This window comes from Nonomuraea glycinis (assembly GCF_014646515.1).
Taxonomy (GTDB): domain Bacteria; phylum Actinomycetota; class Actinomycetes; order Streptosporangiales; family Streptosporangiaceae; genus Nonomuraea; species Nonomuraea glycinis.
In genome coordinates this window covers 88,682-112,435 of the sequence record NZ_BMNK01000023.1, presented here as the reverse complement: position 1 = coordinate 112,435, position 23,754 = coordinate 88,682, and the positions used below count along the sequence as shown (strand labels likewise).

General features: G+C 70.2%; 26 protein-coding genes. 21 read left to right on the top strand and 5 right to left on the bottom strand.

From position 1 onward, the window contains the following. Positions 1-21: 21 nt before the first annotated feature. Positions 22-591 (top strand): DinB family protein, encoded by a 570-nt coding sequence (locus IEY87_RS41690; protein WP_189144399.1) that lies wholly within the window; start codon positions 22-24, stop codon positions 589-591. Then, positions 588-1,049 carry a VOC family protein gene (locus IEY87_RS41685; protein ID WP_189144398.1) on the top strand — a complete coding sequence of 154 codons (462 nt, stop codon included), beginning with the start codon at positions 588-590 and terminating at the stop codon, positions 1,047-1,049. Before IEY87_RS41690 ends, IEY87_RS41685 begins: the two co-directional genes overlap by 4 nt. Positions 1,050-1,154: 105 nt before the next feature. On the opposite strand, the gene IEY87_RS41680 is transcribed toward IEY87_RS41685, so the two are convergent. Next, positions 1,155-2,177 carry a M48 family metalloprotease gene (locus IEY87_RS41680; RefSeq protein WP_189144397.1) on the bottom strand — a complete coding sequence of 341 codons (1,023 nt, stop codon included), beginning with the start codon at positions 2,175-2,177 and terminating at the stop codon, positions 1,155-1,157. A 240-nt stretch (positions 2,178-2,417) separates the two neighbouring features. Here IEY87_RS41680 and IEY87_RS41675 point away from each other — a divergent pair, with 240 nt between their 5' ends. The 16 genes from IEY87_RS41675 (at position 2,418) to IEY87_RS41600 (ending at position 17,026) form a co-directional block, all read left to right on the top strand. Beyond that, positions 2,418-3,041 (top strand): response regulator transcription factor, encoded by a 624-nt coding sequence (locus IEY87_RS41675; RefSeq protein ID WP_189144396.1) that lies wholly within the window; start codon positions 2,418-2,420, stop codon positions 3,039-3,041. Then, positions 3,038-3,634 carry a Pvc16 family protein gene (locus tag IEY87_RS41670; RefSeq protein ID WP_189144395.1) on the top strand — a complete coding sequence of 199 codons (597 nt, stop codon included), beginning with the start codon at positions 3,038-3,040 and terminating at the stop codon, positions 3,632-3,634. The genes IEY87_RS41675 and IEY87_RS41670 overlap by 4 nt, the downstream gene beginning before the upstream one ends. Continuing rightward, a complete protein-coding gene (locus IEY87_RS41665) occupies positions 3,631-5,292 on the top strand; it encodes a zinc ribbon domain-containing protein (protein ID WP_189144394.1) in 1,662 nt (553 codons plus the stop codon). The genes IEY87_RS41670 and IEY87_RS41665 overlap by 4 nt, the downstream gene beginning before the upstream one ends. A gap of 328 nt (positions 5,293-5,620) precedes the next feature. Continuing rightward, complete coding sequence (locus IEY87_RS41660) at positions 5,621-6,163, top strand: fasciclin domain-containing protein (RefSeq protein ID WP_189144393.1); 543 nt, start codon at positions 5,621-5,623, stop codon at positions 6,161-6,163. Between the two features lie 107 nt (positions 6,164-6,270). Beyond that, on the top strand, positions 6,271-7,863 hold the full coding sequence (locus IEY87_RS41655; RefSeq protein WP_225278155.1) for a phage tail sheath family protein: 1,593 nt from the start codon (positions 6,271-6,273) through the stop codon (positions 7,861-7,863). Between the two features lie 15 nt (positions 7,864-7,878). After that, positions 7,879-8,322 carry a phage tail protein gene (locus IEY87_RS41650; protein ID WP_189144392.1) on the top strand — a complete coding sequence of 148 codons (444 nt, stop codon included), beginning with the start codon at positions 7,879-7,881 and terminating at the stop codon, positions 8,320-8,322. Positions 8,323-8,324: 2 nt separating this feature from the next. Next, on the top strand, positions 8,325-8,771 hold the full coding sequence (locus IEY87_RS41645; protein WP_189144391.1) for a hypothetical protein: 447 nt from the start codon (positions 8,325-8,327) through the stop codon (positions 8,769-8,771). Further along, positions 8,768-8,914 (top strand): DUF6760 family protein, encoded by a 147-nt coding sequence (locus tag IEY87_RS41640; protein ID WP_189144390.1) that lies wholly within the window; start codon positions 8,768-8,770, stop codon positions 8,912-8,914. Before IEY87_RS41645 ends, IEY87_RS41640 begins: the two co-directional genes overlap by 4 nt. Before the next feature lie 1,742 nt (positions 8,915-10,656). Further along, positions 10,657-10,971: a hypothetical protein gene (locus tag IEY87_RS41635; protein ID WP_189144389.1), complete on the top strand. Its 315-nt coding sequence runs from the start codon at positions 10,657-10,659 to the stop codon at positions 10,969-10,971. A 6-nt stretch (positions 10,972-10,977) separates the two neighbouring features. Beyond that, on the top strand, positions 10,978-11,415 hold the full coding sequence (locus IEY87_RS41630) for a phage tail protein (RefSeq protein WP_189144388.1): 438 nt from the start codon (positions 10,978-10,980) through the stop codon (positions 11,413-11,415). A gap of 3 nt (positions 11,416-11,418) precedes the next feature. After that, positions 11,419-12,174, top strand: coding sequence for a CIS tube protein (locus IEY87_RS41625; RefSeq protein ID WP_189144387.1), 756 nt, complete (start codon positions 11,419-11,421; stop codon positions 12,172-12,174). After that, positions 12,164-13,852, top strand: coding sequence for a VgrG-related protein (locus IEY87_RS41620; RefSeq protein ID WP_189144386.1), 1,689 nt, complete (start codon positions 12,164-12,166; stop codon positions 13,850-13,852). Before IEY87_RS41625 ends, IEY87_RS41620 begins: the two co-directional genes overlap by 11 nt. Beyond that, complete coding sequence (locus IEY87_RS41615) at positions 13,852-14,136, top strand: PAAR domain-containing protein (protein ID WP_189144385.1); 285 nt, start codon at positions 13,852-13,854, stop codon at positions 14,134-14,136. Before IEY87_RS41620 ends, IEY87_RS41615 begins: the two co-directional genes overlap by 1 nt. After that, positions 14,133-14,543 carry a GPW/gp25 family protein gene (locus IEY87_RS41610; protein WP_225278156.1) on the top strand — a complete coding sequence of 137 codons (411 nt, stop codon included), beginning with the start codon at positions 14,133-14,135 and terminating at the stop codon, positions 14,541-14,543. Before IEY87_RS41615 ends, IEY87_RS41610 begins: the two co-directional genes overlap by 4 nt. After that, a complete protein-coding gene (locus tag IEY87_RS41605; protein WP_225278157.1) occupies positions 14,540-16,483 on the top strand; it encodes a putative baseplate assembly protein in 1,944 nt (647 codons plus the stop codon). The genes IEY87_RS41610 and IEY87_RS41605 overlap by 4 nt, the downstream gene beginning before the upstream one ends. Before the next feature lie 3 nt (positions 16,484-16,486). After that, the gene (locus tag IEY87_RS41600; protein ID WP_189144384.1) at positions 16,487-17,026 is read left to right on the top strand and encodes a phage tail protein; all 540 of its coding nucleotides are present in this window, start codon (positions 16,487-16,489) and stop codon (positions 17,024-17,026) included. A 7-nt stretch (positions 17,027-17,033) separates the two neighbouring features. On the opposite strand, the gene IEY87_RS41595 is transcribed toward IEY87_RS41600, so the two are convergent. Together IEY87_RS41595 and IEY87_RS41590 are read right to left on the bottom strand one after the other, a co-directional pair. Next, positions 17,034-17,615, bottom strand: a complete 582-nt coding sequence (locus tag IEY87_RS41595) for an SLATT domain-containing protein (RefSeq protein WP_189144383.1) — start codon at positions 17,613-17,615, stop codon at positions 17,034-17,036. Positions 17,616-17,623: 8 nt separating this feature from the next. Further along, complete coding sequence (locus IEY87_RS41590; protein WP_189144382.1) at positions 17,624-19,921, bottom strand: metallophosphoesterase; 2,298 nt, start codon at positions 19,919-19,921, stop codon at positions 17,624-17,626. 215 nt (positions 19,922-20,136) lie between these two features. On the opposite strand from IEY87_RS41590, the gene IEY87_RS41585 reads away from it, so the two are divergent. Continuing rightward, positions 20,137-21,045, top strand: coding sequence for an ABC transporter ATP-binding protein (locus IEY87_RS41585; RefSeq protein WP_189144381.1), 909 nt, complete (start codon positions 20,137-20,139; stop codon positions 21,043-21,045). Further along, on the top strand, positions 21,042-21,800 hold the full coding sequence (locus IEY87_RS41580) for an ABC transporter permease (protein WP_189144380.1): 759 nt from the start codon (positions 21,042-21,044) through the stop codon (positions 21,798-21,800). Before IEY87_RS41585 ends, IEY87_RS41580 begins: the two co-directional genes overlap by 4 nt. A gap of 85 nt (positions 21,801-21,885) precedes the next feature. Here IEY87_RS41580 and IEY87_RS41575 read toward each other — a convergent pair whose 3' ends face one another. Both IEY87_RS41575 and IEY87_RS41570 read right to left on the bottom strand, forming a co-directional pair. Beyond that, positions 21,886-22,440, bottom strand: coding sequence for a CHRD domain-containing protein (locus IEY87_RS41575; protein WP_189144379.1), 555 nt, complete (start codon positions 22,438-22,440; stop codon positions 21,886-21,888). Between the two features lie 119 nt (positions 22,441-22,559). Beyond that, on the bottom strand, positions 22,560-22,937 hold the full coding sequence (locus tag IEY87_RS41570; RefSeq protein WP_189144378.1) for an STAS domain-containing protein: 378 nt from the start codon (positions 22,935-22,937) through the stop codon (positions 22,560-22,562). A gap of 124 nt (positions 22,938-23,061) precedes the next feature. Here IEY87_RS41570 and IEY87_RS41565 point away from each other — a divergent pair, with 124 nt between their 5' ends. Further along, positions 23,062-23,727, top strand: a complete 666-nt coding sequence (locus IEY87_RS41565) for a flavin reductase family protein (RefSeq protein ID WP_225278158.1) — start codon at positions 23,062-23,064, stop codon at positions 23,725-23,727. Positions 23,728-23,754 lie beyond the last annotated feature (27 nt).

Here is a 23,754-nt window from a genome sequence, read left to right as displayed (position 1 = left end):
TGGACTGTCAGGGTTGGCCCCATGGACGAACTCGACTGGAACCAGACCTTGCGTGAGCAGCTTGAGTTCCACTGGAACCATCACCTCCGAGTCCGGCTCGACGGCCTCACCGACGACGAGTACTTCTGGTCGCCGGTGCCGGACGCCTGGAGCGTGCGGCCCCGCGGCACCTCGACCGCGCCCATGCAGGGCGGCGCCGGGGACTTCACCGTCGACTACGCCTTCCCCGAGCCGGTCCCCTCGCCGTTCACCACGATCGCCTGGCGGCTCGGTCACGTCATCGTCGGCGTCCTGGCCGCGCGCAACGCGGCCCACTTCGGCGCGCCGGCGGCATCGTACGAGACCTGGGAGTACGCCGGCACCGCGGCGACCGCGCTCGACCAGCTCGAGACCCAGCTCGACCGCTGGCTGGCCGGGGTGCGCGGGCTCGGCGAGGCCGGGCTCCGCGCCCGGGTCGGCCCGAAGGAGCCCTACCCCGAGGCGTCCGTGGCCGATCTGGTGCTGCACATCCACCGCGAGCTGATCCACCACCTGTCCGAGGTCTGCCTGCTGCGCGACCTCTACCTGCACACGAACGGAGCGACCCGATGAGCCGCCACCTTCAGGTCACCTTCGACGCCCACGACCCACGGGCGCTGTCGGCCTTCTGGCGCGACGTCCTCGGTTACGTCCACCCCGGCCCGCCCGGGGTCGACCTGCCCGAGGGCGCCGACCCGCTGGCCGCGTGGGACGACTTCCTCGCGCGGATCGGCGTACCGGAGGAGCAGCGCGACACCAGATCGGCCATCGAGGACCCGGACGGGCAGGGCCCCCGGCTGTTCTTCCAGCGGGTGCCGGAGGACAAGGTCGCCAAGAACCGCGTCCACCTGGACATCCGTGCGGCTCCCAGTCTGCAGGGGGAGGAACGGATGGCGGCGCTGGAGGCCGAGTGCGACCGGCTCGTCGCGCTGGGCGCGACGCGGGTACGGCGCGACGAGCCCGCTCCGCCGTTGAGCGCCGGCCATATCGTGATGGCCGACCCCGAGGGCAACGAGTTCTGCCTGGACTGACGCGGTCGCTCAGCTGACGAGGGTGCGCACGACTCCGATCACCGTCTCTCGGCGGCGGTGTCAGGTCATCACCGTCGACGGCGGCGAAACCCTCAGCTGACCCGGTCACCGATAGCGGGCCGACTGGGCGTCCTCCCGCAGGCTCCGCGCCACGCGCCCGGCCGCCCGCTCCAGCTCCGCCTCGATCCCCTCCATCGCCGGAGCGGCCACCTGGGGTGTCGGGTACGGCAGCGCCAGCACGCGTCGGATGCGAAGGTGCGTCGGCGGATGGGTCGTGTCCACCCTGGTCTTCTCGACCTGGGCGGCCTCGCGACGCCGGTCGAGCTCGGCCGGGGGGATGGCGTCCAAGTGAGACCGGAGGGCCGTCCACAGATCCCACGTGCCCACGGCCACGGCGCTGGAGCCGAGGAAGTCGCCGACGGAGGGGGCCCGGGTGGACAGGACGTCGAGGAGCGAGGCGGTGGCCGGGACGCCGGCCACCTGGGCCTGCATCTCGTCGGCCCGGTATTCGGCCTGCTGGGAGGAGTGGTTCAGGAGGAGCTCCAGCAGGAGGATCAGGGCGCGGACGGGGAGGCCCAGCAGGGCCAGGAGGCATCTGGTGATCAGATCCGCTCCGCCGTCGCCCGGACGCCACCCGAAGTGGGTGACCAGGCGCAGCTCGTGCAGCGAGTGCAGGGCGCTGCCGACCACCAGGCCGTGCCTGGCGTCGCCGTTCCTGGCGTGGGCCATCTCGTGGGCCAGCAGGGAGACGCGTTCCTCCGGGGTGAGGATCAGCCAGAGCGGGTAGCCGATCTCCACCAGCCGGTCGCGCCGCCGGCCGTAGGTGCGGAACGAGGCGTTGACCTCGCCGCTGATGGCCACCAGGTCCGTACGGGGCGCCGCCAGGGCCTCGCCGATGCCGTCGATGAGGGCGTACAGGTGGGGGGCGTCGGAGCGGGTGAGGGGCACGGCGGGGGCGGGGAAGGGGGCCGGGCGGGGACGCAGCAGCCAGGCCAGGTCCAGCGCCACCAGACCGAACAGGACGCCGCCTACGGTCAGGCCGGCGATCAGGTAGACGCCGGTGACCAGGAAGGCCGGCGCGAGAAGGTGGACGACGAGGGCGAGGACGTAGCCGGCCGTCCGGGACACGCGGCCGGCCGTCCGAGGGGCCGATGGACGGTGAGCGGACTCCGGGGGCGCATCGGCGGGCATGCCGAACAAGGTGCCAGAACCCCATAACGGCGGCAACATCCCCAAGCTCCGGCGGGCGGGGCAAAGCTGCGTTGTCTCATTTTTTGCTTGTTTCCAGGATGTGGTGTCCGCGTCTCGCCCGCTCTCTGTGCGATTTCCGGAGTTGCCGGCGCCAGAGCGGAGTCGAACGGAGATGGAATGGAGCGGATCCAGGTAGTCGTGAAGGCTCACGACCCCATCTCCCGCGCAGGCGTGCTGAGCCAGCTCAAGCAGCGGCCCGAGATCGAGATCCTGGAGACGGACACCCCGGAGAAGGCGCAGGTCGCGCTGGTGGTGGCCGACGGCGTGTGCGCCGACACGCTGGGCGTGCTGCGGACGCTGCGCTGTCATGGAGACCTGCGGCTGGTGGTCGTCGCGGGGACCGTGGACGACAGCGGGCTGCTCGCCATCGTGGAGATCGGCGTGTCGGGTGTCGTACGGCGTGCCGAGGCCAGCCCGGAACGACTCGTCGCGGCGATCCAGTCGGCCACCTCCGGCGCGGGTGTCATGCCGCCGGATCTGCTCGGGCGGTTGCTCACCCAGGTCAGCCGGGTGCAGGGCGAGATGCTCGGGCCGCGCGGGCTGACCTTCGCCGGCCTGGCCGAGCGGGAGGTCCAGGTGCTGCGGCTGATCGCCGAAGGGTGTGACACCGCGGAGATCGCCGCCGCCCTGTCCTACTCGCAGCGTACGGTGAAGACCGTCCTGCATGACATCACCACCCGGCTCCACCTGCGCAACCGGGCCCATGCGGTCGCCTACGCGCTGCGTAACGGGCTGCTGTGACAGCGGCGGGCGGCGTCATCGGCGAGGTCGACCGGGCGCTGGAGGAGCTGATCCGCCGCAGGGTGGTGCAGCGCTCGAAGACGCAGATCTCCCTCGCCGCACCCGGCGCGGAGCCGACCGCCGCGACGGTCCACCTGCAGCTGTACGACATCCGCGAGGACCTGGGCACGCGCCGGCAGGGCACGGTCAACGAGTACGACGCCGACGGCACGTTGACGGCCAGGCACGGCCCTCCCCGCTATGTACGCCTGTCGTACCTGGTCACGGTGTCGGCGCCGGAGCTGGAGGAGGAGCACCGGCTCCTGGACGCGACCCTGCGGGCGTTGCTCGCGCAGGACACCATCCCCGCCGAGCGGTTGACGGGCTCGCTGGCGGAGCTCGGGCTGCCGGTCCCGATGACGGCCGCCGTACCGCCGCCGGACGATCGAGACCTCGCGACGGCGCTGGTGGCGTCGGGCGTGGGGCTGCGACCGTTCGTCAACGTTGTGATCAGTGCTCCGATCATGCCGGAGCCTCCCGCGCCCGTGTCGCCACCGGTCACCAAGCCGCTGGCCCTGCGCGCCGACAGCCACCGCACCGGAGGTTCTGGATGAGCATCACCTGTCCGAAGTGCGGCGACGAGAATCCGGACGGCACCAGGTTCTGCGTCGTGTGCGGGGAGTACCTCGCCTGGGAGCGGCATGACCCCGAGGACGACACCCGGCGGCCGCAGCGCGCCGAGCCGCCGCCCCAGGAGCAGCACGCCGAGCTGGCCGTCGGCCTCTCCGACAGCTCTCTCGCCTGCGCGCCCGGCGAGCTGGTCACCACGACCGTGACCGTGCGCAACAAGGGCACCCGGGTGGAGCGGGCCATGGTCACGGTCGAGGGCGGCGCGGCATCGTACGCGACGGTCGTGCCCGAGGAGCTCGTGATCCAGCCGGACGAGGCGGCCGAATGCGTGGTCACCTTCGCCCCGCCGCGCTCCTCGTCCGTGCCGGCGGGAGCGGCGAGCTTCACCGTACGGGCTCGTTCGCAGGTCAGCTCCGGCATCACGGCCGCGGCGGAGGGCTACTGCGTGGTGGCCGGGTTCGACGACCTCTCCGTCGAGCTGTCCCCGAAGGACTCCCGGGGGTGGTGGATGACCCAGCACATGGTGGTGTTCACCAACCAGGGCAATATGCCCCATCGGGTACGGGTCCGCGCGGAGGATGCCGAGAACGAGCTGCGGTTCTCCCGGCCGGCGCCGGGGCTGCTGATCGCCCCCGGGCGCACGGAACTGGCCCTGCGTGTCTGGGCGAGACCCGGCCTCACCGGACCGGCCCGCCAGATCCCCTTCGCCGCGAAGGTGGACGTCGACGACGGCGGGAAGACGATCCGGGCCGACGGAACCAGGACGGTGCTGCCGCTGGCCATGTCGTGGCCGCTGAAGGCGGTCGTCGCGGTCGTCGTGCTGGCTCTGGCCGCCGCCGTCGCCTTCAACGCGTGGCGCGGCGAGCAGGAGCAAGCCGTCCTGGACCGGGAGACCTACCTGGCGGGAAGCGGCACGCTGACCGACGGGCACACCTCCGTCGAGACGCCCAGACTGCCCGACGAGGCGAAGATCTTCCTCAGCCCCGATCTGTCCCAGGGGTCCTGGGCCGAGGCGGAGCCCGGCTGGCTGCCGTTCACCGGGGCCGTGGGCGTGACCCGTCGTGGCTGGAACACCTTCTCGGTGCAGGGGCTCGACGGGTCGAACGTCGCCGGGATGGGATTCAACTACCTCATCGTGCGGGACCCCAAGGGGACGCTCAACGGCAGGCCGTACGAGGCCGGTTCCGGGAGCATCCAGCCGGGCGAGCGCCAGGTGAGCATCCCGGCGGCCACGGCCACGAGCGAGTCGGTGATCCTGCTGACGGTGGAGATGGACGGGATGCCGGCGGATCACGTCGCCGGGCTCAGGGTGGACGCGAAGGAGGACGGCGGGTTCACGGTGGCCACCCTCGACCTGATGCCGGCGCCCATGGAGATCGGGTTCAACTGGGTCGTCATCGACTCCGACGACTCCTCGGTGGCCGGGACGGGCACCACCACCTCCGGGGATCCGGCGCGGATCGACACCTCTGCCGGCTCCGGCGTCGTCCTGCTCACCACGGACGTCACGCACAGCGGGCTGTCCGGCGCCGCCGCCCCGGCCGTGTACGTGGACGATCAGGATGGTGACGGGTTCACCGTCTCGGCGTTCACCGGACCGGCCGTGGGTTTCGACTACCTGGTCGTCGAACGCAGACAATGAGCTCGCCCGTTGGGGCAGCCCGAAGGGCGGCCTTTCCCGCCCTCGCGGCGGCCTGTCCCGCACTGGTGGCGGATTCGCTCCCGGTGGCAGCCTCGGGTTGACGTCTCGTTTCGGGAGGCATCGACCCATGGACCACAGGGCTTTCTTCTCGTCCATCTGCTTGGCGGCGGCCCTCGTCTCCGCCTCACCGCCCGTTCCCACCCCCGTGCCCCCGCCTGACGGCGGCTCGCCACAGCCTTGGCCCGACCAGGAACCGTCGCCTGAGCCCGATCACGAACCGGAGCCCGGCTGGGACACCCCGCCTCCGGAGGAGAACGGAACAACTCCAGTGCCTGAGACGCCCACCCCGACGCCGACCACCCCGACTCCCACCACCCCGACGCCGCGGCCGGCCCCGCCCCGTCGCGCCCAGACCTGCGACCTGCTCCCGTCGTCGGGGCCCGGCAGCAGCGCCGCGCTGGCGGATCAGCAGGTGGCCACGGCCCTGGCCGACATCCCCGAGGCGTCGACCTTCGTGTCGGCCATCGAGGGGGCCGGCTTCACCGCCAAATTCAACGACGAAAACGACATCACCGTCTTCGTCCCGGTGAACAAAGCTTTCAGCAAATACGGGGGGAGCGAGACCGAGGAGCTGTTCGCCAACAAGGAGGCTCTCATCTCGTTCCTCGCCTACACCGTGGTCAACGGCCGTCAGACCCCGGCCGACCTCACCGACGCCTCCCTGCGGACGAAGCAGGGCGGCGACATCGAGGTCAAGAACGTCAACGGCGAGATCACCCTGAACGGCACCGCCAAGGTGCTGTGCTCGAACATCCAGACGGCCAACGCGAACGTCTACCTGATCGACACGGTCCTCCCTCCGCCCGAATAGCCGCCCGAAAGGGTGGTCGGCTCCGCGTCCACGGTCGCCCGATGGCGCTGCCACGGCGGCGGTGAACCGGGAAGAACCTGAGTGACCAGGCAGCCGAGGAGGGGCCGATGAGTGAGCCGATGAAGTCACCGGGCGTCTATTGGAGAGAAAAGCCCCCCGGATCTGTGCCGATCGAGGGCGTCGGTACGGCCGTGGCAGCGTTCATCGGATTCGCGGCGAAACCAGGCCGCGGTGATCCGATACTGGTCACGAGCTGGAACCAGTATGTCAACCAGTTCGGTGGGTTCGCTGAGGGCTGCTACCTCCCACAAGCCGTCTACGGCTACTTCCTCAACGGCGGCAGCGCCTGCTACGTGATCCGCCTCGGCGCCGACGGCGCGCAGTCTGCGGAGTCGGCGGCGCCGGCGCCGGCGGCGCCCGCCCAGAAGGCGCAGGCGATTCTCGGCCCCTTCCGGATCATCGCCAAGCAACCGGCGCAGGGCGGGCGCGCCATCACCGCCGAGGTCACAGAGGCGCCGACCACGGAGGGCGAGCGTCCGCCAGAGGATCGGTTCACGCTCACGGTCAAGCGCGGCAACCTCACCGAACCGATCGAGATTTCGCTGAAAGGTGCTGCCAAGGACTTCGTCGGTGATGTCGCGAAGGGGAACTCGAAGCTGGTCACGGTTGAGCTGATGCCGGGGAAAGATCCGGTGAAACCGGCGCCGCAAACCGTCACGTTGCAGGTGCCGGAGCTGGAGCCGGAGCCGGAGCCTGATGCGGAGCTGGAGCCGGCGCCGGCGCCGGCGCTGCCCGCCCAGATGACACGGGCTATGTATGTCGGCAGTGCTGATGAACGCCGCGGCTTGGGCGGGCTCGAAGCGGTCGACGAGGTGACCATGATCGCGATCCCCGACCTGATGAGTGCGCTCGAACGAAACGCCATCGACGAGGCCGGCGTCAAGGGCGTACAGGAAGACCTCATCGCTCACTGTGCGAATCTGAAGGACAGGATGGCGATCCTCGACCCGCCACCGGGGCTGTCCGCGAAAGAGGTCACAACCTGGAGGACTGGCCTGGGGAACAGTGAGTACGCCACGGTCTATTACCCGTGGCTCAAGGTCGCCAATCCGCACGCCAAAGGTGAGATCCGTATCCCGCCGAGCGGCCACATGGCCGGCATCTGGGCCCGGAGCGACGCCACCCGTGGCGTGCACAAGGCTCCGGCCAACGAAGTGGTCCGCGGTGCGATCGCCCTGGAGACGCAGCTCACGTTGGGTGAACAGAATGAGATCAACCCAATGAACGTGAACTGCATCCGCGTCATGCCCGGCCGCGGGATCCGGGTATGGGGGGCGCGCACCCTGAACTCCGAGCAATGGAAGTACCTGAACGTCCGGCGCCTGTTCAACTACTTGCAGGAATCGATCCTGAACGGCACCCAGTGGGTGGTCTTCGAGCCCAACGACGACGCGCTCTGGGCCAGGATCCGCCGCACCATCTCCGCCTTCCTCGTCATGGAATGGCATCGAGGCGCGCTGTTCGGCCTCACCCCCGACGAGGCTTTCTACGTCAAGTGCGATCGCGACACCAACCCGGCCGAGAGCATCGAGCTGGGCATGGTCGTGTGCGAGATCGGTGTCGCACCGGTGAAACCGGCCGAATTCGTCGTCTTCCAGGTAGCCCAGATGGCGAGCGGCGTCAGCCTCGTCAGCGAATAACGCAGGAGATCGCACATGGCACTTCCCGACCTCGACACCGTGGTCGCCCACTCCTTCGGCCTCGAGGTCGACGGCATCACCATCAAACAGATCAGCGAGGTCTCCGGCCTCAAAATGGAACAGGACGTCATCGAGCTGCGGCAGAACACCGGTGACGGCAAGTACGTCGTCAAGAAGCTGCCCGGCCGTCCCAGAGCCGGCGAGGTGACGCTCGTCCGGGGCCTGACCGCCGACCAGAGCTTCGAGAAGTGGGCCAAGGAGGCGCGGTTCGGCCGGATGACCAGCGCCCGTAAGGGCGGCGCGATCATCGTCTACGACTTCGAGAACAACCCGATCAAGCGCTACAAGCTGACCAACGCCTGGCCGAAGAGCTTGGAGATCAGCACCATGAAGGCGGGCGACACCAGCGTGCTCACCGAGACCCTGGTCGTCACGTACGAACAGCTGGAGGTCGAGTAGGGATGCGCCGATCGATGGCCATGGCGCCGCGCTCGATTTCCGCCGGGGAGCCGTCCCCGGCTTCCGCAGGGGAGCCGCCGCTGCGCACCGAATTCGCCTTCCGGCTGCCGCGCGGCTACCTCGACGAATCCGGCACCCTGCACCGCGACGGCATCATGCGCCTGGCCACCGCTCGCGACGAACTCGTCCCACTTCGAGATGATCGGGTACGCGAGAACGCCGCCTATCTCACCGTGGTGCTCCTCGGCCGGGTGATCACCCGGCTGGGCGGCATCACCGACGTCCACGCCGGGATCGTCGAGGACCTCTTCGCCACCGACCTGGCCTTCCTCCAGGACCTCTACCGCCGGGTCAACAGCGAGGGGCACGCGCGCGCGGCCGTGGCCTGCCCCGACTGCGGGCACAAGTTCGACGTCGACCTCTCGGGCAGCCGCCTGGGGGAATCATGACCTACGCGACGGATCGCCTCTACGGGGAGGTCGCATACGTCGCGTACCACTTCCACTGGGGCCTCGACGACATCCTCGACCTGGAGCACGCCGACCGCCGCCGGTTCGTCGCCGAGATCAACGCGCTCGGCGGCCCCCGATGAGATGGCCCTGGCCCCGCCGCAACGCCCGCCCCCTCACCCCAGCGACACCCGCCTCGTCGCCCTGCCCGGCGACACCCGCTTCAGCGGCCGAATGGCGCTCACTACCCCCCATGACCGGCATCCTCGCCCCCCACCCGGTAGTGATCCCATACGACCACTTCGCCCTGTCCCTCACCACCTGGCACAACCCATCCTTCCTCGCCCCCCTGACCCACCAGGTAACCCCCGAAGCCCCCTCCGGCCTCATCCACGACTCAACCACCTTCCCCCCGAACCCCTTCACCCCGCCCGAGCCTCGCCCCCACCCCCGTTCAGCTGCGCTGCCGCCGGTCACGCCACCCGAGCGTGAGACTTCCACGTCGCCCGTCATCCCTGCTCGGCCTGCCACCCGTGCTGGGTCGGTCGCTTCGCCGCCGGATTCCACTGTCCCGCCTGAGGGTTCCGCACCGCCTGCTGCCCCGGCCCGGTCTGTTTCCTCCGCCGGGTCGGCCGCTTCGCCGTCGGCTACTTCTTCCCAGCGTGAGGGCGCCAGGAAGGGAACTCAGAGGCCTGCGGCTTCTCGCCCAACGCGTTCGGCGGGTCCGGAGGGGCAGGTTGCGCCGGCCGTGCCCGCTGTGAGGCGGGTGGACGAGCGTTCCGAGCCTGTCGTACAGGTCTCTCAGGCGGCCGGTTCGGTGGATCCCACGCTGGCTGCCCCGCCGACCGCGCCTCCAGCACGGTCTCTGGCGATGAAGCCCGAGCCTGTACGGCCTGGGCCGCCCGGCGTTGAGCCCGTACAGCCAGGTACGCCTGTCGGGGCCGTCGCCGGGGCTGAGGCGGAGGCCCTCGCCGAAACCGTCACCGTGTCCACCCTCGGCATCGGCACCGGAGCGTTTGCCCGGCACGCCCCCGAGGAGGTGGTCGGCATTCCGCGGACCACCGCAGGCGTGCCTCGGTGGCGCCGTCCGCTGGGCTTGGGTGAGCCGCTCATCTCCGAACCGGCACACCAGGCTCCGCTCGCGTCGACGCAGGGTGCATCCGATGACGAGCGGCCTCTACCCATCGCAGAGCGCTTGGCGGGCACCCCCATCGACGCCAAGAGCCTCTCTGAAGTCCCCGATCAAGCAACCATCCCGCAGGACTTCCCCCTCTCGAACCTACCGAGGCCGGTTCCACCCCGATCGAACCCGCTTGGCGAGGTCTCGCCCCGGTCGGACCTCACCAGGACGGACTCCGCGACGCCGGACCGCCCAGCGGCGGGGTCTCCGGTGCCCGAGTCGCCAAGGTCAGTAAGTGAGTCTTCGGGAATGGCATTTCCGAGGGGTGGGGCTCCGGGGCCGGTGTCCGCGGGGGGCGCATCTTCGGGGTTGGGGGCTTCGCGGGGTGAGGTAGCGGGGCTGGGCTCCACGGGGTCGGATCGTGCCGTGGGGCTGGATCTTTCCTTTCCGGGTTCAGGGGTTCGCGGGGAGTCCCCCACGCTTGGTTCGGGCGGGCGCCGGATCGAGACGGCTTCCTTCACGGTGACCTTCCCGGCGCAGCACAGCAGGAGCCCCAGGACGGATGGCGGCCCGCAGCGGGCGTGGCCGCAGTCGCCGCGCACGTCGGCGGATCCGACCCATGCGTACGACCGGGCTGGGTCCGCGCAGATGGGCCCCGTGGATCAGTTCGCCGACCCCGCGCACGGTACCGGGGTGCCGGTCACCCGAGCCGTGTGGGAGCCCGAAAGGTCAAGGGCGCAGGCCGAAAAGCCCCAGGGGTGGGCCGTGGCGGACAGACCGAGGGCGCAGGCCGTACGGGAGGACGGGGCGCGAGGGTGGCGGGACGTGGGGGAGTTGGAGAGGGCGCCAGGTGAGGAGGAAGGGGTGGTGTCTGAGGAACTCGGCGGGGGAGGCGGGGCTGAGGACGGACAGGTGGAGGAGTGCGGGGTGCGGGCGGTTCAGGGGGAGTGGGGTGGGGGGATGCGGGTGGAGGAGTTGGTGGAGACGGTTTATGAAGCGCTGCTGCGCAGGCTGAGGGCCGAGTTCCGGTTGGAGCGGGAGCGGCGGGGGCTCGCGGCGGACCCGGGGTTGTGGGGGTAGGCGGGGATGGCGGACGAGGAGACCGCGGTCGCGGTGTGTTACAGCCTCAAGATCGACGGCGATGACCTGGGCACGTTCGACAGCTGTGACGGTCTCGGCTGCGAGGTCGAGATGGAGCAGCGGGTGGAGGGCGGCAACAACGGGCATGTCTGGCAGCTGCCGACGCGGGTGAGGTTCTCCAACGTGCGGCTGTCCAGGCCGGTCACGGCCGCGAGCCGGGACGTGACCAGGTGGTTCGCGGGCTCGGTGCACGGGATGCGGCGCCGGACGGCGACCATCGAGGCCCGTACCCTGCAGGGCGAGCTGATCACGAGCTGGGGGCTGCGGGATGTGGTCCCGGTCAGATGGACGGGGCCGAGGTTCGACTCCATGACGCCCGAGGCCGCCATGGAGACGGTGGAGCTGGCTCATCACGGGTTCTTCGGTCCGGGCTGGGGAGGCTGACCGGTGTCGTCGCCGCTCGTGTTCGAGGCCAGCGCGCCGTCCGCCGCCTCCGGCCAGGGGCCGCCGACCAGCCTGGAACGGGCCTACCTGGAGCTCCTGCATCCGCCGAGCACCGGCATCGGCAAGCCGGGCAGGAGCTACGACACCATCAGTTTCCAGTTCAATCCGAACGAGCTGGCGTTCACCAAGGCGGCCCGCTGGCGGCGGAGCCCGCAACGCAACACCCGCAGAAGCGGCGTGCCGCAGTTTCAGGGCCCGGACCCGTGCAAGCTGACGCTGGAGATGTTCTTCGACGCGACCGACACCTTGGACGACAAGGTGGCCAAGGCCGTGGACAAGCTGTTCAGCTGCGTCGTGCCCACGGACAAGACGCTGGCCAGCGCGCAGTCGTGCCCGCCGTGGGTGGTTCTGCGGTGGGGACTGCTGAACGGTTTCACGGCGTTCGTCAGCAATGTCACGGCCAGGTTCACGCTGTTCACCCCGGGCGGCCTGCCGATCCGGGCGGTCTGTTCGGTGACGATGGAGGAGATCGCCGGGGTCCCGCCCAGGCAGAATCCGACCTCGGGCGCCCGCACCACCATCGATGTCCATGTGCTGGTGGCCGGTGAGACGCTGGCGGCCGTCGCGTACCGGGCCTACGGCGACCCGAGCCGCTGGCGGGTGGTGGCCGAGGCGAACGGCATCGACGACCCGATGCGGGTGCGGCCGGGTACCCGGCTGCTGGTTCCCGCGTTCGAGGAGTTGACCGGTGGCCGCTGAGCTGTTCACGGGCGGGCTCGTGGTGGAGGTCGAGGGCAGCCCGCTGCCGGAGGACGTCGCGGCGCTGCTCGCGTCGGGATATGTCGAGGACAGCCGGCACCTGCCCGGCGTGTTCGTGCTGCGCTTCCGTGATGACGGCGGTGTGGCGTTGGGCAAGGGCCGCTTCGCGATCGGGGCGAAGGTCCGGCTCAGGGTGCAGACCTCCGCTCCTGGAGGGCCGCGCCCGCTGATGAACGGCGAGGTCACCTCGGTCGCCCTCGACGTGAGCGCCGACGGGACGTTCTCGGAGGTGCGCGGGATGGACGAGGCGCACCGGCTCATGAGAGGGCGACGAGTCGCCGTATATCCGGATATGGCGGTCGCGGACATCGTGCGCATGGTGGCCCGGCGGGCCGGGCTGAAGCCGGGCGAGATCGACGCGCTGCCCGGTCTCGGCGGGCGGCCGGGCACGCAGATCAACCAGGACGGCATCAGCGACTGGGAGTTCCTGTCCCGCCTGTCCCAGCGGACCGGGGCGCGGGTGCGGGTCGTCGACGGGAAGCTGTCGTTCCTGCTGCCGGGGCCGCGCGGCGGGTCGCCGGAGGTCACCGTGGCGGCCGGCGGGGAGCTGCTGTCGCTCCGGGCGACCGTCTCGGCGGGCGGTCAGGTGCCCGAGGTCGAGGTACGCGGCTGGGACTACCAGAACAAGCAGGAGATCACGGCCGTGGCCACCCCCGCCGCCGCCGACGCCGAGGCGCCCGGCGCCGACCCGGTCGCGCTGGGCGGCCGGTTCGGGGCGCCGTCCCTGCTGGCGGGGGACAGCCGGCACCGCACCCAGGCCGAGGTGTCGGCCGCGGCCAAGGCGCTGGCGACCGACCTGGGCGGCGGCGCGGCCGACCTGGAGGGCGTGGTGCGGGGAGACCCCGAGCTGCGCGCGGGCACCCTGATGAAGCTGGTCAACGTCGGCACGCCCTTCGAGGGCCGCTACCGGCTGTCCGGGACGCGGCACGTCTTCTCCGCGGTCACCGGCTACACCACGGCGTTCACGGTGTCGGCCGGTCCGCCCCGCCCATCGCCGCCCGGCCGGATGGGGCTGGTCCCGGCGATCGTCAGCGACGTGCACGATCCGGCGGGCCAGGGCCGGCTGCGGCTGAGCATGCCGTGGCTGGCCGCGGGCTACACCAGCGGCTGGGCCCGGGTGATGGTGGCGGGCGCCGGCGACGATCGGGGGGCGGTGCTGCCGGTCGAGGTCGGGGACGAGGTGCTCGTCGGCTTCGAGAACGGCGACATCGACCATCCTTACGTGCTCGGCGGGCTCTACAACGGGCGGGACGCGGTGCCGAAGCTGTCGGCCCCGGTTGTCGACGATGTCAGCGGGCAGGTGAACGTCCGGGCGCTGGTGTCCAGAACCGGCCACCGCCTGGAGCTCGTCGACTCGGTCACCGCCGGGGGCGGGGTGCTCCTCGCCACGGGTGACGAGCGGTCGACCGTACGGCTGGACGCGCGGACGGGCGCGGTCACGATCAAGGGGGCCGCCGGCGTCACCGTGGAGGCGACCAACGGGCCACTGGAGATCAAGAGCGCGGCCGGCATCACCGTCGACGCCGGCATGGGGCCGCTGGACCTGAAGGGCGCCCGGGTCACCGTCACCGGCCAGGCCGACGTGGCGATCCAGGGCATCCAGGTGAGGATCAACTGATGGCATTCGCGGCACGGGTGGGCGACGTCACCGATCACCCCGGGGTCATCGCCGGGCCCGGGGTGCCGACGGTGCTCATCGGCGGCATGCCCGCCGCGACGGTGACCACCCTGCACACCTGCGCGTTCCCCTCGCCCACCACCCCGCATCCGCCCACGCCCATCGCCGGGCCCGGCAGCGCCACCGTGCTCATCGGCGGCCTGCCCGCCGCGCGCGTCGGCGACCGGGCCGGCTGCGGCGCCATGATCATCATCGGTTGTCCCACGGTGTCGATCGGAGGATGACCTTGAACAGGGACTTCATCGGCGCGGGCTGGGCCTTCAAGGTGCGGATCGACCGGACGGGATCGATCGCGCTGGTCAGGGGCGAGCAGGAGATCGTGGAGAGCATCCGGCTCATCCTCGGCACCTCGCCCGGCGAGCGGCCGATGCGGCCCGAGTTCGGCTGCGCCATCCATGATCTGGTGTTCGCGCCGGCCAACGCCGGCACGGCCGGGCTGATCGCGTACGAGGTCCGCCTGGCGCTGGAGCGCTGGGAGCCGCGGATCGACCTGGTCGACGTGCACGTGGACTTCGAGCAGGCGAATGAGGGGATCCTGCTCATCGACATCCGCTACGCGCTGCGCGGTGAGAACGACCCGCGCAACCTTGTCTTTCCCTTTTACGTCATTCCGCCGCACGAAGGAGCATGATGGCGCTTCCCGCTCCCGCACTCGACGACCGTAGCTTCCAGAATCTGGTGGACGAGGCCAAGGCGCTGATCCAGCGGCGTTGCCCCGAGTGGACCGACCACAACGTCTCCGATCCGGGCATCACGCTCATCGAGACGTTCGCCTTCATGGTGGAGCAGCTGATCTACCGGCTGAACCGGGTCACCGACCTGCACTACATGCGCTTCCTGGACCTTCTCGGGGTGCGCCTGTTCCCGCCGACTCCGGCGAGCTGCGACCTCACCTTCACCCTGGCGGCGAGCAGGGCGCAACCGGTCACGGTGCCGAAGGGCACCCGGGTGTCGACCGTGCCCGTGGAGGGGGAGGAGCCCGTCGTCTTCATGACCACGCGCGACCTGGTGATCGTCCCGAGCGCGCTCGATCACCTCTGCACCGGCACCGCCGAGTCGCAGCCGGTGGACCGCGGCGAGGAGCTGCGGGAGGGGACGGGGGTGGACTGCTTCAACGACCCGCCCCGCCGTAACGACGCGGTGTACCTCGCGTTCCCGAACCCGGTGCCCGGATGCGTCGTCCTGCTCTCGTTCGACTGCGCGGTCGCCGGCGCGGGGATCGACCCCGATGACCCGCCGCTCGAATGGCAGTACTGGAAGGGCGACGGCTGGGCGGTCTGCGAGCTGGAGAAGGACACGACAGGCGGGCTGACCAGGGACGGTGACGTGCGGCTGCATGTGCCACGCGATCATGTGGCCTCCGTGGTGGCGGACGACCTCGGCGGCTGGCTACGGTGCCGGGTGGTCGAGGCCAGGCGGGGTGAGCCGTACTCCGCCACGCCGCGCATCCTGGCGGTGACCGCGACGACCATGGGCGGGTCGGTCGAGGCCTGCCACGCCGACCTCGTACAGGACGAGATCCTCGGCACGGCGGAGGGCGTCCCGGGCCAGCGGTTCAACGTCCAGCGCCCGCCCATCGTGGCCACGGACGAGAAGCTCGTCGTACGGGTGCTCGCGCGTGGCGGCCCGCAGGAGTGGACGGAGGTGGACTCCTTCGCCGCCACCACGGCCGGCAGCCGCCACTTCGTGGTGGATCGGCTCACGGGCGAGATCGTCTTTCCCCCCGCGGTGCGGGAGAAGGGCGGTGGCATGAACTTCTTCGGGGACGTGCCGGAGAAGGGCGCTCTCGTCACGGTGCCCGCCTATCTCACCGGCGGCGGACGCCGGGGCAACGTGGCCCGCGGGGTGCTGACATCCCACCGCGATCCGGTGCCGTTCGTCCATGGCGTCACCAACCGGGGGCCCGCCGTCGGCGGAGCGGACGGCGAGTCAGTGGCCCACGCCGCCATCCGGGGCCCGCTGGAGCTGCGGATCATGGATCGAGCCGTCAGCGCCGACGACTACGAGGCGCTCGCGCGGAAGGCGGCGCCGACGGCGGCCCGGATCAAGTGCATCCCCGTCACCCGCGCGGACGGCGGCGCTTCCGAAGGGGTACGGGTGCTCGTCGTGCCCCGCGTGCCGGAGGCCGAGAAGGGCTTCGAGCACCTGATGCCCAAGGAGGAGATGGTTCGTGCCATCGCCTGCTATCTGGACGAGCGGCGCTGCCTGGGCGCGCGGGTCCTCGTCGAGCCGCCCTCCTACCAGGGCGTCACGGTCGTGGCCGTGCTCCGGTCCGGCTCGGCCGTGATCCACGACGACGTGCGCACCCGCGCGCTGGCGGCGCTGTACGCCTACCTCAACCCGGTCACCGGCGGGCAGTACGGCACCGGCTGGCCGTTCGGCCGCCCCGTGCAGGCGGGCGAGGTGCACGCCATCCTCCAGCAGGTGGAGGGCGTCGATCTGATCAACGAAATCCTCCTGTTCGAGGCCGATCCGGTCACCGGCCGGCGCGGCGAGCCCGTCCAGCAGATCACTTTGGAACCGGACACCCTGGTCTTCTCGTACGGCCACCAGATCAGAGTGGAGTCGTGAAGCATGCGCAGCGCCGTCACGGGCCTGGCCACCGCCCATCCGCTCGGTGAGCAACTGCCCGCCATCTACGCCGAAGACCCGCTGGTCCAGCAGTTGACCGAGGCGTTCGACCAGGTGCTCGCGCCGATCCTGACCACCCTGGACTGCCTGGACAGCTACCTGGACCCCGCCCGCACGCCGCCGGACTTCCTGCCGTGGCTGGCCAGTTGGGTCGCCATCGGATTCAGCGAGCACATGACCCTTCAACAGCGCCGCGATCTCGTGCTGGAGGCCGTGTCCCTGCATCGGGCGCGCGGCACCCTGGACGGCCTGGCCAGACTGATCCGGACCCTCACCGGGGCGGAGGCGGTGCGGATCACCGATTCGGGCGGCGCCGCCTGGTCCACCGAGCCGGGCGGCACCCTGCCGGGCACGGAGGCGTCCAAGGTCACCATCGACCTGCCCGTGAACGCGGTGTACCTCAACCGCACCTGGCTCAAGGCCGTCCTCGATCTCGGCGTGCCCGCACACGTCTGCGTGGAGGTCGACTACGTCGACTCCTGACCGTGCGTCACTTCCGCTGCCTGTCGTCCCTCTCGGTGGTCCGCTGCAGTTGCTCCGACTGCTCGGTCAGCTCGCGAGCCCACTCGTCCGTCTCCATCTCGATCGTCTCGGCCGTGCCCCTGATGAGGTCCTGGACGATGGGCATGAGCACGTCGGCCGGGGCGCCGTCGTGGGCGCACCGGATCATCGCGGCGGTCCACTGCGCCTGTGCCGTGACCAGGACGCGGTTCAGGCGGGCCTGCGCCCGCATGTAGCGCATCCACGAGGAGGTGTAGCCGAAGTAGCGGTCGAAGAGCACGCAGCCGGCGGAGAGCGCCAAGGCCACATAGCCCCACCCGGAGGCGATGAGCCCCGGACTCGCGGCGTGCAGCAAGGGGGTCACGCCTCCGGCGACGGCCAGCACGATCGCCGAGGCCCGCAGGAAGCGCGACCAGCGGGACTTGATCGTCTTCTTCCAGAGGTACCAGTTGATCGTGGTCAGCGCGTTGCGCTCGGCATGCCGGAACAGGGCGGTGGCCAGTTGCAGGGGCTCCCCGTCATGGGCCCCGTCGAGCATCGCCGGAACGAGATTACGGCTGGTCCTGTCCATGGCTCCGCTCACCCCTTGAGGGTCCAGCGCTGTTTGGTGGCCCACTCCGCGCCGGGCGCCACGGTCAGCTCGCGCCATTCGACGGCGACGAAGTCGGCCCCGAGCGCACGGGTCGGCTGCAGCAGCTCCAGGATGGCGAAGTGGTTGGGCTGGTTGTGCTCCAGGCCGTGCGTGCTCACCCCGGTGCTGCCGCAGCCGGAGACGATGAGCGGGCGCACCGTGGTGGACGAGCTGATCAGCGGGTCCCGTACGAGGGTCTCGCGGAGTTGGGGTTTGTGCTTGTGGCCGTGCAGCAGGAGCGAGAACCCGAGCTTCTCCAGGCGCTGCTCCACCATGCCGGCGTCGCGCACCGTCGACAGGTCCAGCGTGACGTCATGGCCTTTCCTGGTCTCCAGCGGCTCGGGGAACGGGTGCAGGTGGTGGTGCATGACCGCGATCCGGATCTCCGGCGCCTTCTTCATATCCAGCACCCGGCTCACGTTGTCGAGCTGGCGCTTGCCGATGAAGCCGTAGTGATTCTGGTTGTCCTCGAAGACGCACGAGTTGAGGCCCACGAAGGCGGTGGTGTCGTCGGCCCGGTAGTAGATCAGCTCGTTGGGGGCCGGCCGCTTCCCCGGCATCTTCAGATCCCAGGTGACCAGCGGGTAGAGCTCCCTGAACAGGGGCTCGCCGTAGAACTTCACCGCGAAGGCCAGGTAGTTGTCGAATCGGTGACTCCAGTTGGAGGCCGACTGGAACCAGTCGATGTCGTGGTTGCCCGGCACGACCACCACCTGCCGGGGCTCCAGCCCGAGGGACCCGCACAGCTCGTTCAGGAAGTCCCTGACGAGGTCGAACTCCGCCTCGCTCGCGGTGTAGGTGGAGTCGCCGGACAGCACGATGGTGGCGTTGGCGGGCTCGCACCCCGACCGCTGCATGGCCTTGACGAACTCCTCCTGCAGCTCCAGGCTCAGCCGGCTGGTGTTCTCGCTGTCATGGAAGCGGTGCGCGTCGATCTTCTTCCCCTCCTTGAGGAAGGAGCCGAAGTGCACGTCGGAGAGATGGAAGATGATGCGCTTCCGGAACCGTGCCGCCTGCCCGGCGTTCGCGGGGATCGCGCCCGCGGCCCCCTGCGACAGCCATCTGACGAAGCTGTGGGCGTCCGGCAGCGGGAATCCGGCGTCGTCCAGCATCCTGATCTGCTCGGTCGCCGACTCCAGGTCCAGCCGGCCGGCGCCCAGGCGCACACCGGCGCGGGCGTGGGCATAGGCGTTGTCGAGCCGGCCGAGCACGAAACTGGCCTCGGCGGCGACCAGGTTGGCCCAGGAGTCGACCTCGTAGCCGGGATCAGATTCGATCTTGGCCAGGAGCTCACGGTAGAGGGTCAGGCCGTGCTCGGGGTCGTGCGGCGTGGCGATGATCGACATGCCGGCCTGCGCGACCGCCAGGTAGAGGCTGGTGGGGGACAGCCGAGCGCCGGCTTCGTAACGTTCCAGCGCCTCGGTGTAGCGCCGCTGCCGTTTCAGTGCGCCGCCCAGCATGCCCAGGGTCTCGGGGTCTGAGGGGTTGAGCTCGTTGGCCCTGGTCAGCGCCGCCTCGGCCTCCTCCAGCCGGCCCAGCTTGCGCAGGTAGAAGCCGCGCTGCCGGTGCACCTCGTAATCCTGGGCGGCCGTCGGGAAGGCCGCGTCCAGCGCGTGCACGGCGTTGGCGTAGTCGCCGGCCTCGGCGAGCCGATAGCCCAGGGACAACAGGCTGCTGATGGGCAGGCTCTCGAACTGCCGGGCCCAGTGCCAGACCGCGACCAGCTGCTCGACGTTCCGGGCTCGATCGATCTTGAGGTTGAGCTCCTGCTGGAAGGCGACGTGATCGGTCTCCGGATCGGAGTGCAGGCCGAGCTTGGTCAGGGCCGACCTGACCGGGTTCGCGTCGAGGTTCGGCTCGCCGTTGAGCGCTCGGGCGTAGAGCGTGTGGAAGCGGGTGTCGGCCGTGAAGTCGAGGTCGTAGAAGAGCACCCGCTGGCCCGCCAGGTCGAACGGCAGCTCCGTGCCGCGTGCCGCGACCAGGATCGTCTTACCTGGCGAGATGGCGTGCCGGATGCCCAGCTCGTAATAGACGTTGCCGTTGGGCGCGCTGAGGTCGGCGACGACCAGGTCGGCCGACTGGAGGTGCCGGAACGCCTGGTTGACGATGGTGCCCTGCTCGGCGAGCTCGTCCGCGCGCAGCACGGCCCACCTGGCCGTCTGCGCGATCGGCCGCAGCACCTCGACGTAGAAGCGATCGAAATCATGCTCGGAACCGGAGGAAAGGGTCCTCGTCCCGAAAGGCATGATCACAAAAAGTGTACGGGGTGGTGACGGGGGGTGCACATTTCGAGACTAACGCTTCACCGGAGAAAGGGAACGCGCCACGTATCAGTCTTTCAACCGTTTCATCCAGGCACCTGAAGCGAATTCCCATTTGTTGGAAATGCGGGGCAATGAAACTGTCCGTATCAACCGATCGGTGGATATCGGGAGGGTCGCTCGCCGGTGATCATCGAGGCATGACAGGCATCGAGATCGCGGGACTGACCAAACGTTACGGCGGCAGGACGGCCGTGGACGGGCTGACGTTCACCGTCGAACCGGGCCGGGTCACCGGCTTCCTCGGGCCCAACGGGGCGGGCAAATCGACGACCATGCGGATGATCCTGGGGCTGGACCGGCCGGACGCGGGGCGCGTGCGGGTCGGCGGCCGCCCGTACGTGGCCGCGCCGTGGCCGATGCGCGAGGTGGGCGCGCTCCTGGACGCCCGCGCGGTGCACGGCTCGCGTACGGCCCGCGATCACCTGCTCTGGCTCGCCCACAGCAACGCCCTCGGCACCGGGCGGGTGGACGAGGTGCTGCGCCTGGTCGGGCTGGACTCGGTGGCGCGGCAGCGGGCCGGCACCTTCTCCCTGGGGATGAGCCAGCGGCTCGGCATCGCGGCGGCGCTGCTCGGCGACCCGAGGGCGCTGCTGTTCGACGAGCCCGTCAACGGCCTGGACCCCGAGGGCATCAAGTGGATCCGGGAGCTGATGCGCGGGCTGGCCGATGACGGCCGCACCGTGCTGGTCTCCAGCCATCTGATGAGCGAGATGGCGCTGACCGCCGACCATCTCGTCATCATCGGCAGGGGCAGGCTGATCGCGGACGTGGGGATGCGGGAGTTCGTCCGGCACAGCTCCGGCGTGCTGGTCCGCGCGGACGACCGGGAGACGCTCGCCCGGCACCTGAGCGAGGCGGGCGGCCAGGTGGAGCCCGGCCCGGACGGGGCACTCGTCGTCGCAGGGCTGGACGCCAGGCAGATCGGCAGGGTGGCGCTGGAGGCCGGGGTGGTGCTGTCGGAGCTCACCCCGCAACGCCTCTCCCTTGAGGAGGCGTACCTGCGGCTGACCCACGACAGTCTCGAGTTCCAGGGAGCGGCGGCATGAACACCTTCCGGGCCGAATGGACCAAGTTCCGCACCGTGCCGTCGAACCTCGCCACCCTGCTGGTCGCCGTCGGGCTCATGGTGGGGCTCGGTGCCCTCACCGCCTACCGCGCGGGCGAGGGGCACCAGGCGGGCGGCGTCTTCGACGCCACCTACATCAGCATGTACGGCGGCTTCCTGTTCGCCCAGACCGTGGTCGGCACGCTGGGCGTGCTGGTGGTGACCTCGGAGTACGTCACCGGGATGATCCGGACGAGCCTGACCGTGACGCCCCGGCGGGGGCGGTTGCTGGCCGCCAAGGTCGCCATGTTCGCCGGCCTGGCCCTGGTCGCGGGGGAGGTGGCGAGCTTCGCCTCGTTCCTGCTCGGGCAGGCGGCCATCGGCGCCGCCGGCGCTCCCACGGCGGCGCTGGGCCAGCCCGGCGTGCTGCGGGCCGTCGCCGGCATGGGGCTGATCTGGGCGCTGGTGGGCCTGGTGGGGGTGGCGCTGGGCTGCCTGCTGCGCGGCACGATGATCGCGGTCACCGTGCTCGTGGCGGTCAACTTCATCATCCCGATCATCGGGCCCCGGCTCATGCCCGAGCCGGCGGGGGAGGCGCTGCAGACGTACTGGCCGATCTCGGCCGGTCTCCAGGTCACCACCACCGTTCAGGCCGCCGAGCGGCTGACGCCGTGGGCGGGGCTCGGGGTGCTGGCCGCCTTCACCGTGGTGCTGCTGGCCCTCGCGTTCGCGGTGTTCCGCAGGCGGGACGCCTGACGTCCGGGTGAGCACGTGGGACGCCTGACGTCCGTGAGATCGAGCCGAGCCCCGGCAGGATCACCTGCCGGGGCCGGGAGGACGACTACCAGTGCTTGCCGCCGTGCAGCTGGCCACGGACCGCGCCGTCGGGGAACTTCGCGGTGTGCAGGTTGGCGTACCACTTCTTCGGGTTGTTCTTGATCCCCTTCAGCAGGTTCTTGTCCTTGACGACGACGCTGCCGAAGCTCGTGTTGCCGTGGATCTTGCCGTTGGACAGCAGGTCGATGACGACCGGGCCGTTCTTGCCCGCCGGGCCCTTGTGGATGTGGAAGGCGGTGGGCTTGCCGGTCCTCTTCCACTGGACGAAGTAGTAGAAACGGTTGCCGTGGATGCGGAACTTCGCGACCGCCACGCCGTCCCGGTCGTTGACCTTCTTGCCCGGCTCCGGCACCTCGTTCCTGCCGAGAAGCCCGGCGGCGAAGTAGTACTTCTTGGCCGACACCTCAGCATGGGTGGACTCGACCGCGGACGGGGTGCTCGCCGAGGCGGGCACCGCGCCCATGGCGGTGACGGCCAGTGCCGCGGTCGCCGCGCCGATGGCCACCCGGCCCATCGTCCGCCGCCACGAGATCTTGTCTACCTGGTTGAGAGTGCTCATCAGGACCACTGCCTTTTCGTTCGACTTTCGTCCGACGGTTTGTCCGACGTGCCAGACGTTACGGGCGTGAATCCGGGTGCTCTGTGTACAAATCCACGTATATGCGAATGTGTGCGGGGTCACACAGAGGTGCTTCCGTGCCCCGCCTCGCGGATGCGGGCCTGCATGGCCGTCGGGACGTCGGGGTCGATCGGGATGGCGCCGGCCACGCCGGTGACCTCCAGAAGCCGCTTCAGGACGCCCTGCACACCTGTCAGCCGCATCCAGCCGCCCGCCCTCGCGGCGCGGTTCACGTACTCCAGAATCGTGCGCAGGCCCATCGAGTCGCAGAAGGTCAGGCCCGTGGTGTCGAGGATCAGATGGGGGCGGCCATCGGACAGGTGGGCGGAGAGGGTCTCGCCCACTTGGGCGCACTTGGTGGTGTCGAGTTCGCCGGCGAGGCTGACGATCGCCGTGTCACCGAACTGTTCACTGGTGATGGCCAACGGTGGCTGCATATGAGCGGACCTCCATTGTGCTCACTGGTGACGTTACACCGGTTAAGGGAGCTGTTGGCCAGGTTGGAGCGCGCGGTGTCCGAATGCCGCCAGCATGGGCAGGTACGGGCCGAAAGAGTGGAGCGTGACCACACTTACTGACAAGCACACCCGTATCGAGCCGGCCATTCTCTATTTCGGCACCCCGGTCGTCCTGATCTCCACCATGAACGAGAACGGGACGCCCAATCTGGCCCCCATGTCATCGGCCTTCTGGCTCGGCTGGCGGGCCATGCTGGGGCTGGGCGGCCGGTCCAAGACCGCCCAGAACCTGCTCAGGACCCGCGAGTGCGTGCTCAACCTGCCTTCCGACGCCCTCGCCCCCGCCGTCGACAAGCTGGCCCTGACCACCGGGTCCGACCCCGTGCCGCCGGGCAAGCACGAGCGCGGCTACCGGTTCGTGCCGGGCAAGTTCGGGCGGGCGGGGCTGACGCCGACGCCGAGCCAGACGGTACGGCCGCCCCGGGTGGCCGAGTGCCCGGTGAGCATGGAGGCCGTCGTGGAGGCGTCCCATCCGGTGGGCGACGGCGGGGTGCTGGCCTTCGAGGTACGGGTCCAGCGGGTCTGGGTGCACGACGAGATCCGCGCCGAGGGCAAGGACGACCACATCGACCCGGACGCGTGGCGACCGTTGATCATGAGCTTCCAGAAGTTGTACGGCCTCGGCCCCCAGGTGCACGAGTCCACCCTGTCCCGCATCCCCGAACACTCTTACCGGAGCCCGGACCTCGACCGCGCCCGCACCGTCTGACCCCGCGTCGCCCCGGAACCGTCAGAC